Below are 12402 nucleotides of genomic sequence, written 5' to 3'. Positions count from 1 at the left end.
CTTAGAGTGCTCCCCGTCACGTCGTCAGGCCCAGAAGGGCCGGGAGCCAGGAATGTCGCCGACGCTGAAGTGGGTGCTTGGAGCGCTGGTGGGACTTCCGTTGATGTGCTGCGGCTGCGGCGGCATGTGGTTCCGGGGTCAGTTTCCCCATGAGGAGGCGCTCGCTCGGGTCGTGAACCATCAGCAGGTCATCCAGACACTGGGCGCGCCCGTGAGTGGCAGCTTCTTCTTCTCGGGCACGACCCAGGCTCGTGACGATAACGCAGTCGCCGAAATGCAGATTGCTCTCTCGGGAAGCAAGCAGGACGGCGTGCTGCATGTGAAGGCGGTTCAGACAAGCCAGGTCTGGGGATTCAGCCGCCTTCGAGTGATGGCGCAGGACGGCAAGGTCATCAACGTCGTCGCCGAGTTCTGAACAGGCCCATGATTCGGCTCGATGAACTCGGTGAAGTGACGACGTTCGCGGAAGTCGCCAGGCGGTTTGCCGGAGCGGATTGGCTCACCTCGTTCCTGGAGACCGAGGATTTAAACGACCCAGAGACCAATGGCATCGTCGTGCCACGCATCGTCAATGCCAGCGTGCGTTGCGAGGACACCATCAAGAGCGGGCGAGGTCCATGGGCCGTCGTCATCGATGGAGACCTCGAGACGAGTGGTGACCTCGTGTGCAGGACCAACGACTACCTGTCGAGCGCGCTGGTGGTGACTGGCGACGTGCGCGCGAGAAACATGCGCTTCGCCGCGAGCGCACGCGTCGAGATAAAGGGCGACCTGATTGTCGGCGGCGGGCTCGGCATCGTGAGTGGAGCGTGGGGCGACGGCGGCGCGGTATTGGTGGCGCGTTCGTGTGAAGCCGCTCTCGTGTTGCTGGATGGCACCACGTGCGTCGACGCGGACCGGTGCCGCCGCACGGTGGTGTGTGGGGCGCGCGGTTGGACCGAGTTCACCCCCGACATCCACGACCACGCGACGTTCGATGAAGTGTTCGAGCCCACCGTGTTCGATGCGGACGGCTCTGTCGACTATGACCGCGTGATGTCCCTCGCGAACGCGGGGCACTCCGCGCTGAAGCCCGAGGTCGAGGACCGGCTGCGTCAGGGCAAGGGCCTGGCATCACGCGCGGCGCTCAACTGGCTGGCGAGTGATTCGCGCAGCCAGGCGCTCATGGCGCTCGGCGATGACGCGTCGATGGCGGTGCTCGTCGAGTTGCTGGCGGAGCGCGGCCACTCGGTATCCATTGAGAGCCTTGCGCGCTCGGTGCGAGCCATGCGCGGAGTTCGTCTCGGTGGACCGGCCCCAGGCACTTGATCCAGGGTCTGACGCCGACCGCCTATCGCGGGCATCCTGGCGCTCCCAATTCATTCATCTTCAAGCAACAGCCCCAGGAGTTCACCACCGTTGGCGCGCGGTACCTGACCTTCATCACCCTGAGCAACGACCCGCGGATCCCCCGTCCGGACTACGTCTTCAAGAGGCTCCTCGTCACCAATATCTAACGCCCTCCGGTCCGCTGCATAAGGAATGCAGTGGCGTCTGTCGCACTTCAGAGGGCTCCATGCCGGACGTGGGACGGGCTGTGGACAGGCATTGACGCGCGCATGACGCAGCGACCGGATTGGGGCCACCTGGCTCGGAAGGTCCGGCTTCGCCCGGCAGGTCAGGGCCCGAGGAAGGGCTCGACGGTTGTAATCATCGCGGGGGACTCGAACAGGTCGTAGTGCGTGTGGCCGGGCAGGATGGCGAGGCTCGACTTGGGGCGACCGCTGCCGTCGAGACCGCCGTCGCGCTGGCCCCCGCCGAGCAGCTCGTAGAACCGCGCGATGTACGAGGGCGGCATGGAGTCCGCGTCGGCGAACACGAGGAGCACGGGCATGGGGAGCTTCGAGACCTCCACGGACCAGTCGTAGGGGCGACGCTGGAGCTCGCCGGTCTTGTCGATGAGGCGCGCGAAGCCCGCCGTATCAGGCGCGATGGCGGCGTAGGTCTGGTACACCGGCGCGGGCTTCATCATGTCGGCGAGCGCGCCCGTCAGGTGCTGGAACGCCGTGGCCACCTCCGGGTACCAGCCGGTACTGCTGAACGGCGAGCTCACCACGACGAGCTTGCGCACCCGCGACGGATGCTGGACGGCGAGGCGCAGGCCGACGCCCCCGCCGAGCGAGTAGCCCAGTACATCCGCTCGCGGCACGCGCAGCTCGTCGAGCAGGGCCGCGAGGTCGTCCGCCAGTTGCTCGTAGCGCAAGGGGCGGTCGATGTCGGCGGTCCTGCCGTGGCCCTGGAGGTCGACCGAGATGACCTGGCGCCCCTGCGCGAGGCGCGTCGCGACCGGCGCGTCCATCAGGGTGTTGTGGAGTCCTCCGTGCAGCAACACGAGCGGCAGGACTCTGTCAGCGGGGACGCCGCGCACCTCGTAATAGAGGCGCAGGCCATTCACCTGGGCATGGCCGGTCTTCGTCGGGAGGGTGGGGGGCGTCATGGAGGAAGCGCCTCGGGAGGAGGGAATGGAGGAGCAGGAGACGGCGAGGAGGGACAGCGCGACAAGGAGCATTCTCACGCGAGCACCTCCGGCAGGCCGAAGGCGGCCATCAGCCTGGGTTCGAACGTCGTAATCTCGTGGATGCGGCCGTCGCGTACATGCAGCACGTCGAGCTTGAAGGCGCGGAGCGCGGGGTCTCCCGGTCGCCGCAGGTAGCTCATGGCCGCGGGCATGCGGTTGGCCCACGCCGGCACCAGTCTCCACTCGCCCATGGCATTCGCTCGCTCCATGAGCGGGAGCACCTGGTCCACGCCCTCGAAACACGCGGGCAGTGGGGGCATGGTCACCCGCACGTCGCGCGTGAGCAGCGCGATGGACGCCTTGCAGTCGCCGCTCTGGTGCGCCGAGATGAACGCCTCCAGCAGCGCGCGCTCGTCGGCGCTCACCGCGTCGCCGCGTGCGGGGGGCTCGTGGCGGGAGAGCGTGGCGCGGGCACGCTGGAGGCTGCTGTTGACCGCCGCGACCGAGGTCTCCAGCAGGGAGGCCGTCTCGGCCGCGGACCCGTCCAGGAGCTCGCACAACACGAAGGCCGCCCGCTGCCTCGGCGGCAGTCGCTGGATGACGGCCAGGTAGCCCAGGGCGATGGACTCGCGCGTGACGGCCTCCTCTTCGAGCAGGACGTCCGGGTAGGGCTGCAGCCAGGGAATCTCGGCGAACGAGCGCGCGGAGGCCGCCTGCCGCGAAGAGCTTCGCAGGTGGTCGAGGCAGGCGTTCGTGGCGATGCGGTACAGCCAGCGCCGCATCCCGGCTTCACCGCCGCTCGCGTCGAACGCCTCGCGCGCATTCCACGCGCGCAGCAGCGTTTCCTGCACCAGGTCGTCGGCCTCCGCGAATGAGCCGACCATGCGGTAGCAGTGGAGATGCAGCGCGCGGCGGTGCGGTCGCACGAGCGCGTCGAAGGCGGTCATCAGGGGCGGGGAGGGTGTGGACTCTATCATCCACACCCAAACGACGCGGAGGGGCCGGAATCATCGGTCGACCGATGATTCCTCCCCGGCCCCAGTGAAAACGCGGGCTTGGCGCGGCTTCGATGCAGGCCCGCGCGAGGGCGGCTCAGAGCTTGAAGAGGTAGACGGCGCCGCTGTCCTCGCTGCTGTTGTCCGCCTGGTTGCCGTTGATGCCCTTCGCCTTGCTGTCCTCGTAGGGGACACCCACACCCAGCAGGTGGCCATCCGCCGAGAGCGCCAGGCGCAGGCCAAAGTTGTCGTTGCCCCCCGTGTTGGAGGCTTTGACGTAGGCCTGCTGCTCCCACGTGGTGCCACTTCGGGTTCGGTGTCTCGTGCGTCGTGAGTCAGGCGGAGCGCAGCGCTTCCGGCGCGGTCTCATCCACCTTGAGGTGTATTCGCAGCCAGTGCGCCAGCGCGTCTGCCTGCTCCTCGCGCCCGGTGGCCCCGAGCACCTGCGTCGGGGTCGTCAGAACCGGCCCGACAGGCCCAGCATGCTTCCCTTCGCGTCGAGGGCCAGCACCGGCAGGATGCTCACCTCGTCGACGGGGGCCGAAGGCGCCATGTTCGAGGCGTGGGACACCTCGTAGCCGATGAGTGAGCCGGCCATGGCGAATGCCGGAAAGAGAAGTGGCGCGATATCCTCGTGCTTCTTCGGAACCAGCGTCGAGGCCAGCAGCCCAAGGCCGCCCCCGGTTCCAGCCCCCAGCAATACGCCCCCGAAGGTCCCTCTCCCCTGGGTGGCCCGCCCACCCAACCAGACGCCCAGCGGAGCACCTATCGCGGCCCCCACGAGAAACCCACGCCCTGCTCCCTCGAGGTTCACGAAGTCGAAGCGGGACGGTGGATCCTCCCGCAAGCTCGTCGCGCCGATGAGCATTCCGGGGATCGCCGCCGCCATCGAGGTCGCGGCCATCAGTCCGAACTCAGCCGCGATGCGCCCCACATACCGTCCACCACTCTCCTCCCGAGGCGCGTCCACCAGCGGGGCCGGGCTGAGAGGCTGTGGGCTTGACGCCATCTCACCGGGCGACGCTTCGGCTTCCGATGCACGGCCGACTCCTGGCGCGAGGAGGACCCATCCGAGCGCCACGAACGACGGCCAGGTCGACAGATGCCTGAGGGTATTCATGCCCCGTCGCCCAGCAAGAAGCTGGCCCTGTCCCAGTCTCCCCATCCTCGACGGCGCCCATATCAGGGCTGTGCAATTCCTTGCACAATCCAGAGGTCGATGTGAACGCGGCTGCACAGCCTGGCGCGTACACGCTTCTCCAGTGGCTCCAAGGAAGGCACTGGCTCAGCCCATCCATCGGGAGGGGCTGACTCAGGTCTTGCTTCGAGGCCCGTTCCCCTCCCACGGCAGCGCGAGCTCGGTCAACCAGGAGGCGCTCTCCTGTGTGTCCACGCGCAGGAACGTCTCGCGCAGGGGAAGGGCTGGGGTGCGCTCCTTCGAGTGAAGGGATGCGAAGAGGCGAGCCCAGGATGGGCCCACGGACTGGGGCGCCCCTGAGTGGACGAGCGTGACTGCCTGGACCTCGGGCACCTCCTCGATGGTGACACCTCGCGGAGTGGCTCCCGGTGCCAGGGGGACACACCAGGACACGTCCGCGTCCTCCTCGCGGTACTCCGCCTCGTGAAGGAGGCAGAAGGGCGCACCGGCCACGTGGGGGCCGCACGCGGCGAACAGCCTGGGGAAGGCCACCGACGCGTCGGAGTACCGTCCCCGGGCCCGGTGCACGGCGACGCGGGCCGCGGGGAGCCAGCGCTCGAGGAGTGGCGGCGGTGCGCGCAGGTACGCCTCCGCCTGGGCCTGGTTTCGCAGCAGCGTGTCCAGCGCGAGCACGGAGCGGTGCGCGCTGGCGGCCTCGTCGGCGAGCCGGGCGCGCGCTCGCCCCAGTTGCTCCGCGAGCGAGGCGCCCGCTGCCACCTCCGTGAGCACTCCCTGAATCTCTTCCAGGGACAGTTTCAGGTCGCGCAGCGCGCGCAGCGTGTGGGCCAGGGCGATGTCGCGCTCGGTGTAGTAGCGATAGCCAGAGGAGGGGTCCACGCGCGAGGGTTCGAGCAGTCCCTTCTCCTGGTAGAAGCGCAGGGCCTTCACGGTCAGCCCGGTGATGCGCGAAGTCTCGCCAATGGAATACAGCAGTCCGCTCACCGCTCCTCCTCCAAGAGGAAGGCGCGCACAGTGGCCGCGAAGGACTCGGGTTGCTCCTCGAAAGGGAAGTGCCCGCTGTCCGCCAGCTCCACCAGTCGCGCGTGGGGAATCGCCTCTACCACACGCTCCGTGGCCGAGCGCGGCTGGAGGTCCTGGGCGCCATGGATGACGAGCGTGGGCGCGCGCACCCGGCGCAACCATTCCGTCCAGTCGTGATGCCGGCCCAGGCTCAGGTAGAGCCCCAGCGAGAGAAAGCCTCCCGCGGCACCAGCGCCTGGAAGCTTCGCGTCGGGGCGGGCGTGCCGCGTGGCCTGGACGTACAGGGGGCCGAAGGCGGCGAAGTGCTCGGCGAGCCGGGCCTCGTCGTCCTTCAGGCGGGCAGGGAAGTCGAAGGTGTGCTTCAGCCACGCCGCCAGCTCGCGTTGGCCCGTTGCGTCCAACCGGGCCCTCACCTGGGTGAACAGGTCGCCATCACCCGCGGGCATCGTCACCAACGGGGCGGGTGCCACCAGCACGAGGGCCTCGACCCGCTCCGGCCACTCCGCGGCGTAGAGCGCGGCCACCAGGGCCCCGAAGGAGTGTCCCACGAGCGTGAGGCGCTCCTTGCCCAGCAGGCGCCGGATGCGCTCGAGGTCCGCGAGCTGCGCGGCGAGTCCCAAGCGCAGCTCCACCGCCTGCATGGCCTGCCACGTGCCGCCAGGGGGCGCGTGGGTGAAGGGCCGCGAGGAGGCGCCGCAGCCTCGCTGGTCATAGAAGTGCCAGCGCAGGGCGTCGCCTGTCATGGCCGCCGCGCGCCAGGGTTCCGCTGGCGGGAGTCCCGGGCCGCCATGCACGACGACGACGTCCCGCCCATCACCCACGGCCGCGTGGTGGAGCCTTACGTCCGGCGACACCTGCCAGGACGGCCCATCCGCACGTTGTCCTGGGGGAACGTCCAGCGTTTCGCCCCGCGCGGCCAGCAACTGCTCCACGGTGCCTGGTTGGAAGAGCGCTCGCCCCATCCACCACCAGGTGCCCGCTGCCGCCGCGACCAGCAGGACGAGTGTTCCAAGTACTCCCACCATGACCATCCTCCGAGACCTGTTTCCGGGTGACATGGAGCGGAGGGTGGCGGTCTCCCCTTGGGGGAGAGTCAAGCGGCGGAGGCCCGCGCGAGCATGGAATTCATCGCCCGCGGCCGGGCCTATGGCCGCGTGACGTGTACGAGGCTCGTCATGGCGTCCACGTACAGGGTCGTGTCGTCGGCATACAGCGGCAGCAGAGGCGTGACCGACACCTGGTTCAGCTTCGTCTTGCGGAGCTGCTGCGTGGCCGGGTCCTTGAACACGGCGAACGGGACATCCTGGATGACATAGGGCTCGCCATTGACGTGGCCGATGATCATCAAGACATGACCGGGAACGACGATGAGGTCACCCACCTGCGCTTGGGCCAGCGCGCGCAGCCGCTCGGCGTGCGAGTCCTGTGCAGTGAAGGGGCGGTGGTTCAGCGCCGCGCTCTTGCCTTGCATCCCGGAGTTGGGCGGCAGGAGCAGCCCCAGGCTGCGGTACACCTCGCTGGTCAGTCCGCTGCAGTCGCGTGCATTGAACTGGTGCCCCCAGCCGTAGCGCTCGCCGAGGAACTTGAACGCCTGGCGGAGGATGTTGGCGCGTGTCATTGGCAGATAGCCCGGCGCGGTGTCGGCGGTACGGCGCAGCAGCGCGCTCTGGAACGCCAGTGTGCCGTCCTGATCGCGCACCGGCAGCAGCACCGGCCACGATGCATAGCTGCTGGCGCCGTTGACGGGCTCACCGGGTGCCACGTCGGCCCGTGGCAGCGCGACCCCCATGTCGAGCTCGAGTTCAGACACTCCTGGTGCTTCCGGCGTGGAAACCGTGCGCACCTGGTCGCCCGTGACGACGCGCCCGGGCGCTTTCGCCACGTACGAGAACACCGCGTCCGCCGAGCCTTCCGCGACATCGGCGCGCCGGACCCATGCGGGACCCTGGGTCGTCATGACGAACAGCCATTGCTGGTCCGCGCTGTGGTGCGCGATGACGACCGGCTCGCCTGGGAAGAGGATGCCGGCCTGCAGGCTTTCGTAGTCGCGCAGGTTCTCCGCCGCGAAGAACTTCCGGTCGGACGGCAGTGACCGCAGGGTCGTGCGCCGCACGCTGAGGCCGTAGCGCGCGGTGGAGGCTTCGGGGATGTGTTCGGTCGCGGTGTTCTGGCGCGGCTCTTCGAGCATCGCCGCCGTCACCGGTCGGCCCTGTTCGTCGATGACTGCCTGGATGGGCGTCTGCTGCGCATCCTTGACCCAGCCGGCGACCTGCGCCCGCGTCAGCGTGGCCGGGATGCGCTTCAGGTCGATCAGGCCGCCATCCGGACCGAAGGCGCGCATGCGCTTGGCCGCCACCTGGTTGGCATCGAGCAGCACCTCGTCGGGAGATGGCGCGCGGCGAATCCAGAACTCGGGCGACAGCATGTCTTCGCTGAACGCGGGCACCCCGGATGGAGACACGGCGAGCGCGGACGGCGCGGCGCAGGCGGCAAGGCTGGCGGTGGTCCCCATCACCGCGAGCGAGAGAATCCGCGTGCGCCATGTGCGTGCGCCAGCCCGGCACGTCGTCGCACGAGGCTGAGTGGAGGGGGATGCCAGGCGGCTCATTCGTTCAACTCCCAGGGGGGAAGACGGCTCATGCGGCCGTGCATGCGCGCGGGGGCGAGCAGGTCATCGCACTTGTAACTGGCTGCTCACCCTCAGGCACAACGAACTCTGGGCGAGAGCTATTTCGCAGGCGCGCGGCGTTTTCTCCGGGAGGCAGTCGCTCCAGAAGCTCCTTGAACGGACGGCTCGCCTTGTCGGCTGCTCGCCGCCTTCACGGGCCCACTGGGATGCCCCTCCGTCAGGGCTGTTGTCGCCTCGGAGTTCACGGCTCGTTCACTGGCCGCGACGCGCTGGCGCTCATGGCAGTGACGCGCTCGCGATGCGGCGACCGGGTTTGGGAGGCACATGGGTGCGCTTCTCGCGCAAGCTCATGGCCACTCTCGCGGTCGGGCTCAGCCCAGCCCCGCCGTCACGCTCGCCACCAGCCAGAAGGTCCCCCTCACGATGTTGCCGGGCCGTAGCTGGGGCGTCGCCTCGTCTGCCGCCGCGAGGACGTCATAGGTGCCTCCATAGGTCCGCACGAGGGCGTGCTGGAACTGGTGGCCGGTGACGCCGTTGGTGCGCACGTCCGCGGCCTCCACCTGCCCGGCGAAGTAGGCCCGGGGCTCGACCGGGGGAGGAGTGCTGCTCTTCGACAGGAGCGAGGCCGGATTGGGGATGAAGAGCTTCGAGCCCCGCAGCGCCTTCCCCGGCTTGCGCGAGGTCAGGTAGGCCGCCTCGTCCGGCCAGGCCTGCAGCGACTCCGCGAAGGCGCACGGCGCAAGTTCCAGCACCATGCCGGGCCGGATGCGCTCGCGCACCAGCGCGAGGTCATCGAGCTGCGTGGCGAACGGGTAGAGGACGTGGCCTTCGGAGTCGACCATCTCTGCCTTCAGCGGGTCGCAGAGACGGCAGCTCTCGTGGAGGGCGAAGTCGGTGGCGCGGACCCGCAGGCGCGACTCCGCCCGGAAGCCCGGGATGGCGCACTGCACCTTGTGCGCGTGGTTGAAGACGAAGCTGTAGCTCGCGCCCGAAGTGTCGGACCACACCTTCAACTCGTGGTCGCGTGTCGTGCCCGCGACCGTGGTGTGCTCCAGCAGGGAGTCCAGGACGCGCCCGAAGGCCGCCTTGTCGTTGGCGTGGATTCCGATGCAGGCGAGGTGGTTTGCCATCCACCGAAGGTAGCACGCGCCTGTTGCTCCACCGCGCCTCGCGGTTCGTCCAGGACACGCAGCGAAATTGACCCGTGCTACCGTCGAAAACCTGCGCTTGCAGCACTGGGGCTGTTGAAGTGCTTGATGGATTGGATCGCCGCGCCATGGCTGCAATAACGAATATCGCGACGCAGGTTCGGCAGCACTGGCTGGAGCGGCACCTCAACGTCCAGCCGGTCGCGATGAAGGACGTCGCGGACGCCTGGCGGTCGCTTCCTGGCGTACTTCCGGAAGAGTACGAAGCGTTCCTCCGCATCGCCGGGCTTCCAACGGATGATGATTCCCGGGGGTTTCGTTTCTGGTTGCCCGAGGAGCTTCGCGCGACCGCCGACGTGCTGCGGGACGCAGGGTACGGTTGCAACGCCACGGAGGCGTCGGTCATCTTCGCCGACTACCTTCAGCAATCGTGGTGGTACGCGCTGTGGGTGTCAGGGCCATGGAAGGGATATGTGTCCCTCGTCCTCGGCCTCTATAGCGGCAACGATCCCCAGTTTCCGCTAGGGAGTTTGGAGGACTTCCTGCTGGCGTACATCAAGGACGACGATGATGTTCTCTGTCCGAAGAGCTAGGGGAAGAGCGAGCGCGGCTGATGCGGAGGCGAGGCCTGGTGCCCCGCGGCCCCCTGCGCTGTCGAAGGTCTCAGCGGCGGTATAGGTTTCGCGCATGCGCGACCTGCAATCGCACCGATGGATGTGGATCAAGGCGAGCCTCTTCGTCGTCATCGGCCTGATGTCGTCGGCGCTCGTCCTCCTTCAGTTGCCCGAGTGGCGTGTCCTGCTCCTGCTCAGCCTCGCCATCTGGGCCTTCTGCCGCGCCTACTACTTCGCCTTCTACGTCATCGAAAAATACATCGACCCCTCATTTCGTTTCTCCGGCCTCGGCTCGGTCCTCCGCTACCTCATCAACAGGCGTTAGCGGTGCGCGCCAAGGTCGTTGTGGGATGCCCGTTCGAGTGCGGGGACCGAACAGGGGAGGCGCTCGAACGACGAGATGGGAAGCCGGCTGCACAGGTGTTCGAGGCGGGACGGCTACGTGTCCGCACGCCTTGGCGACCGTCCCCGGTATGCGCCGGGAGGCATACCGGCCCATGCTCGGAAGGCTCGCGAGAAGGCCTCGTCAGATGCGTAGCCAACGGTGCTGGCAATCACCTTGAGGCTCTGTTCAGACGACGCGAGGAGCTGTGCGGCGGCTCGCATGCGCCACGACGTGAGATACGCGAACGGCGTCTCCCCCACGATGTCGTGGAAGGTCGCCGCGAAGGTCGACCGCGACAACATCGCCTCCTCCGCGAGACGTTCGAGCGTCCATGCTTCTCCTGGCGCGCGATGAATCGCAGCCAGCGCCTTCGTGATTGCCGGGTGTCCGACTCCTCGCAGCCAACTGGCGGTCCGAACATCGAGACCGATGCACGCGCGAACGACCTGCACGAAGAGGAGCTCCGCCAGCCGCGTCAGGACCAGTGATGCCCCGGGCTTCCGGTCGATAGCCTCGGACGTGAGCGCGGCGACCAGATGCCGCGTCGCCCCCGAGAGCTCTTCGTGTTTCAAGCTCACGACTGGTGGCAGCGCGGTGTCGAAGAGGGCGCGGTCAATCTCGTCGACCTCGAGGGTCCCACAGATGACCTGGGTTCGCGCGCCGGTGCCGCCGCCGCGGAAGAAAGAGGTCGCGCTCTTGGACCTGGCGCGAAGCCGCTCGAAGGGCTCGGCGCGCGTCTTGAGCGAGTCCTTGAGCTCGTGCGCCATGCCCGCGCGGACCAGCGCAACACCGCCCGCCAGGAGGGGGAGGGCACGGCGAGTCCCACGCACGGAGAGGACGGCACTTCCTTCTGGAATGACGTAACAGACGTAGGCGCCGAGACCCTCGGTGCTGACGCCCCAGGGCGCCGCGAGCTCGCTCGCGCCGAAGACGCTCGCGCGAAGCCTCACGGTGGAGAGAAGCGACGTCAGCGCATCGTCGGACGTTCCATCAACCATTCGAGACGCTTCGTAGCAGGTCGTCCGAGACCATGGCACCCGGACTTGAACTCCACGAGGTGCTGATGTCGAGAGACGTTAGAAGAAAGGCCTTCGTCTTCGCCGGTGGGACGAGTGGCATTGGTCGAGCCACCGCGCTCGCGATGGCGCGGCGACACGCGGACGTGCTCGTGTTGGGCCGAGATGCCACACGGGGCGAAGCCACGGCGAAGCTGCTGCGTGACGCCGGAGCCGGTGACGCGCGGTGGGCACGGGCAGACCTCTCGTCGGTCGCGGGCATCGAAGCCGCTGCCCGCGACATCCTGGCCTGGCGCAGGACATTCGATGGCCTCATCCACTCGGCGATGAACGTGGACCTGCGGGCTCGGACGCGTCAGACGACGGCCGATGGCTACGAACACGCCTTCGGACTGCAATACCTCGCGCGGGCCGGGCTCAACCTGAAGCTCGTCGATGCGCTCGCGGCGTCCGGAGATGGACGGATTCTTCACATCGGCGCCAGCCCTCCCGCGAGGCTCGTGCCGGATGTGGGCGATCTGCAATTCGAGCGTCGCAAGTGGACGCTCACGGCTTCGCTCATGTCGTCGCAGGTGCTCGGCTTCCTGCACGTTCAGGAGGCCGCGCGAAGGTGGAAAGACCTGCCCATCAGCATCGCGATTTCATGCGTGGGTCCTACGACGACCGACTCGATTCGCGAGCAGCCGTGGTGGGCCCGCGCGCTGTACGCACTCATCGCGACGACGCCGGAGCGCTCGGCTGAAAACGGCCTTCGCTTCCTGCTCGATGAGGACGTCCGGCGCGCGCGAGGTGCCGCGCTCAAGAGTCCGAAGAAATATCAGCCCACAGCGATTGCGTACGACGCCGAGCTGGCGGCCAGCGTCTGGAGGCTCGCCGAAGCCGTGCTGCGCCCAGGTTCGTGACTCGCGCCCAGGACAAGAAGCACGTGGGCGTCGAGTG

General features: G+C 68.1%; 15 protein-coding genes. 6 read left to right on the top strand and 9 right to left on the bottom strand.

Annotated elements, in window-relative coordinates; all coding sequences use genetic code 11:
* The first annotated feature begins 52 nt into the window (after positions 1–52).
* Genes HUA75_RS37020 through HUA75_RS37010 form a run of 3 tightly spaced genes read left to right on the top strand, consistent with a single transcriptional unit; the run spans position 53 to position 1496 of the window.
* Entirely contained in the window at positions 53–415 is a 363-nt protein-coding gene (locus HUA75_RS37020; RefSeq protein ID WP_174458762.1) for a cytochrome c oxidase assembly factor Coa1 family protein, read from the top strand.
* 8 nt (positions 416–423) lie between these two features.
* Positions 424–1308: a hypothetical protein gene (locus tag HUA75_RS37015; RefSeq protein WP_174489093.1), complete on the top strand. Its 885-nt coding sequence runs from the start codon at positions 424–426 to the stop codon at positions 1306–1308.
* On the top strand, positions 1305–1496 hold the full coding sequence (locus HUA75_RS37010; protein ID WP_174489092.1) for a hypothetical protein: 192 nt from the start codon (positions 1305–1307) through the stop codon (positions 1494–1496). The genes HUA75_RS37015 and HUA75_RS37010 overlap by 4 nt, the downstream gene beginning before the upstream one ends.
* A gap of 161 nt (positions 1497–1657) precedes the next feature.
* Here HUA75_RS37010 and HUA75_RS37005 read toward each other — a convergent pair whose 3' ends face one another.
* The 8 genes from HUA75_RS37005 to HUA75_RS36970 form a co-directional block, all read right to left on the bottom strand.
* Positions 1658–2476 carry an alpha/beta fold hydrolase gene (locus tag HUA75_RS37005; protein WP_174489122.1) on the bottom strand — a complete coding sequence of 273 codons (819 nt, stop codon included), beginning with the start codon at positions 2474–2476 and terminating at the stop codon, positions 1658–1660.
* Between the two features lie 74 nt (positions 2477–2550).
* Positions 2551–3444 carry an RNA polymerase subunit sigma-70 gene (locus tag HUA75_RS37000; protein WP_254627978.1) on the bottom strand — a complete coding sequence of 298 codons (894 nt, stop codon included), beginning with the start codon at positions 3442–3444 and terminating at the stop codon, positions 2551–2553.
* 145 nt (positions 3445–3589) lie between these two features.
* A complete protein-coding gene (locus HUA75_RS36995; RefSeq protein ID WP_174489090.1) occupies positions 3590–3862 on the bottom strand; it encodes a hypothetical protein in 273 nt (90 codons plus the stop codon).
* Between the two features lie 87 nt (positions 3863–3949).
* Positions 3950–4396, bottom strand: a complete 447-nt coding sequence (locus HUA75_RS36990) for a hypothetical protein (RefSeq protein ID WP_174489089.1) — start codon at positions 4394–4396, stop codon at positions 3950–3952.
* A gap of 408 nt (positions 4397–4804) precedes the next feature.
* Entirely contained in the window at positions 4805–5632 is an 828-nt protein-coding gene (locus HUA75_RS36985; RefSeq protein WP_174489088.1) for a MerR family transcriptional regulator, read from the bottom strand.
* Complete coding sequence (locus HUA75_RS36980) at positions 5629–6696, bottom strand: alpha/beta fold hydrolase (RefSeq protein ID WP_174489087.1); 1068 nt, start codon at positions 6694–6696, stop codon at positions 5629–5631. Before HUA75_RS36980 ends, HUA75_RS36985 begins: the two co-directional genes overlap by 4 nt.
* Before the next feature lie 119 nt (positions 6697–6815).
* The gene (locus HUA75_RS36975) at positions 6816–8279 is read right to left on the bottom strand and encodes an SH3 domain-containing protein (protein WP_254627958.1); all 1464 of its coding nucleotides are present in this window, start codon (positions 8277–8279) and stop codon (positions 6816–6818) included.
* 392 nt (positions 8280–8671) lie between these two features.
* Positions 8672–9430 (bottom strand): hypothetical protein, encoded by a 759-nt coding sequence (locus HUA75_RS36970; protein WP_246137514.1) that lies wholly within the window; start codon positions 9428–9430, stop codon positions 8672–8674.
* 119 nt (positions 9431–9549) lie between these two features.
* On the opposite strand from HUA75_RS36970, the gene HUA75_RS36965 reads away from it, so the two are divergent.
* Positions 9550–10041, top strand: a complete 492-nt coding sequence (locus tag HUA75_RS36965; protein WP_174489086.1) for a hypothetical protein — start codon at positions 9550–9552, stop codon at positions 10039–10041.
* Positions 10042–10135: 94 nt separating this feature from the next.
* Positions 10136–10387 (top strand): hypothetical protein, encoded by a 252-nt coding sequence (locus HUA75_RS36960; RefSeq protein ID WP_141646060.1) that lies wholly within the window; start codon positions 10136–10138, stop codon positions 10385–10387.
* A 113-nt stretch (positions 10388–10500) separates the two neighbouring features.
* Here the strand turns inward: HUA75_RS36960 and HUA75_RS36955 are convergent, their stop codons facing one another.
* The gene (locus HUA75_RS36955; RefSeq protein WP_174489085.1) at positions 10501–11445 is read right to left on the bottom strand and encodes an AraC family transcriptional regulator; all 945 of its coding nucleotides are present in this window, start codon (positions 11443–11445) and stop codon (positions 10501–10503) included.
* 32 nt (positions 11446–11477) lie between these two features.
* On the opposite strand from HUA75_RS36955, the gene HUA75_RS36950 reads away from it, so the two are divergent.
* A complete protein-coding gene (locus HUA75_RS36950) occupies positions 11478–12365 on the top strand; it encodes an SDR family NAD(P)-dependent oxidoreductase (RefSeq protein WP_174489084.1) in 888 nt (295 codons plus the stop codon).
* Positions 12366–12402 lie beyond the last annotated feature (37 nt).

Source organism: Myxococcus sp. CA040A, assembly GCF_013336725.1.
GTDB lineage: Bacteria > Myxococcota > Myxococcia > Myxococcales > Myxococcaceae > Myxococcus > Myxococcus llanfairpwllgwyngyllgogerychwyrndrobwllllantysiliogogogochensis.
The sequence above is the reverse complement of the archived record's forward strand: the minus strand, read 5'-3'. Positions and strand labels throughout refer to the sequence as shown.

Coding starts and splice junctions, on each gene's coding strand:
- HUA75_RS37020 (WP_174458762.1), top strand. CDS start 53: ATGTCGCCGACGCTGAAGTGGGTGCTTGGAGCGCTGGTGGGACTTCCG.
- HUA75_RS37015 (WP_174489093.1), top strand. CDS start 424: ATGATTCGGCTCGATGAACTCGGTGAAGTGACGACGTTCGCGGAAGTC.
- HUA75_RS37005 (WP_174489122.1), bottom strand. CDS start 2,476: ATGACGCCCCCCACCCTCCCGACGAAGACCGGCCATGCCCAGGTGAAT.
- HUA75_RS37000 (WP_254627978.1), bottom strand. CDS start 3,444: ATGACCGCCTTCGACGCGCTCGTGCGACCGCACCGCCGCGCGCTGCAT.
- HUA75_RS36995 (WP_174489090.1), bottom strand. CDS start 3,862: ATGAGACCGCGCCGGAAGCGCTGCGCTCCGCCTGACTCACGACGCACG.
- HUA75_RS36990 (WP_174489089.1), bottom strand. CDS start 4,396: ATGGCCGCGACCTCGATGGCGGCGGCGATCCCCGGAATGCTCATCGGC.
- HUA75_RS36980 (WP_174489087.1), bottom strand. CDS start 6,696: ATGGTGGGAGTACTTGGAACACTCGTCCTGCTGGTCGCGGCGGCAGCG.
- HUA75_RS36975 (WP_254627958.1), bottom strand. CDS start 8,279: ATGAGCCGCCTGGCATCCCCCTCCACTCAGCCTCGTGCGACGACGTGC.
- HUA75_RS36970 (WP_246137514.1), bottom strand. CDS start 9,430: ATGGCAAACCACCTCGCCTGCATCGGAATCCACGCCAACGACAAGGCG.
- HUA75_RS36960 (WP_141646060.1), top strand. CDS start 10,136: ATGCGCGACCTGCAATCGCACCGATGGATGTGGATCAAGGCGAGCCTC.
- HUA75_RS36955 (WP_174489085.1), bottom strand. CDS start 11,445: ATGGTTGATGGAACGTCCGACGATGCGCTGACGTCGCTTCTCTCCACC.
- HUA75_RS36950 (WP_174489084.1), top strand. CDS start 11,478: ATGGCACCCGGACTTGAACTCCACGAGGTGCTGATGTCGAGAGACGTT.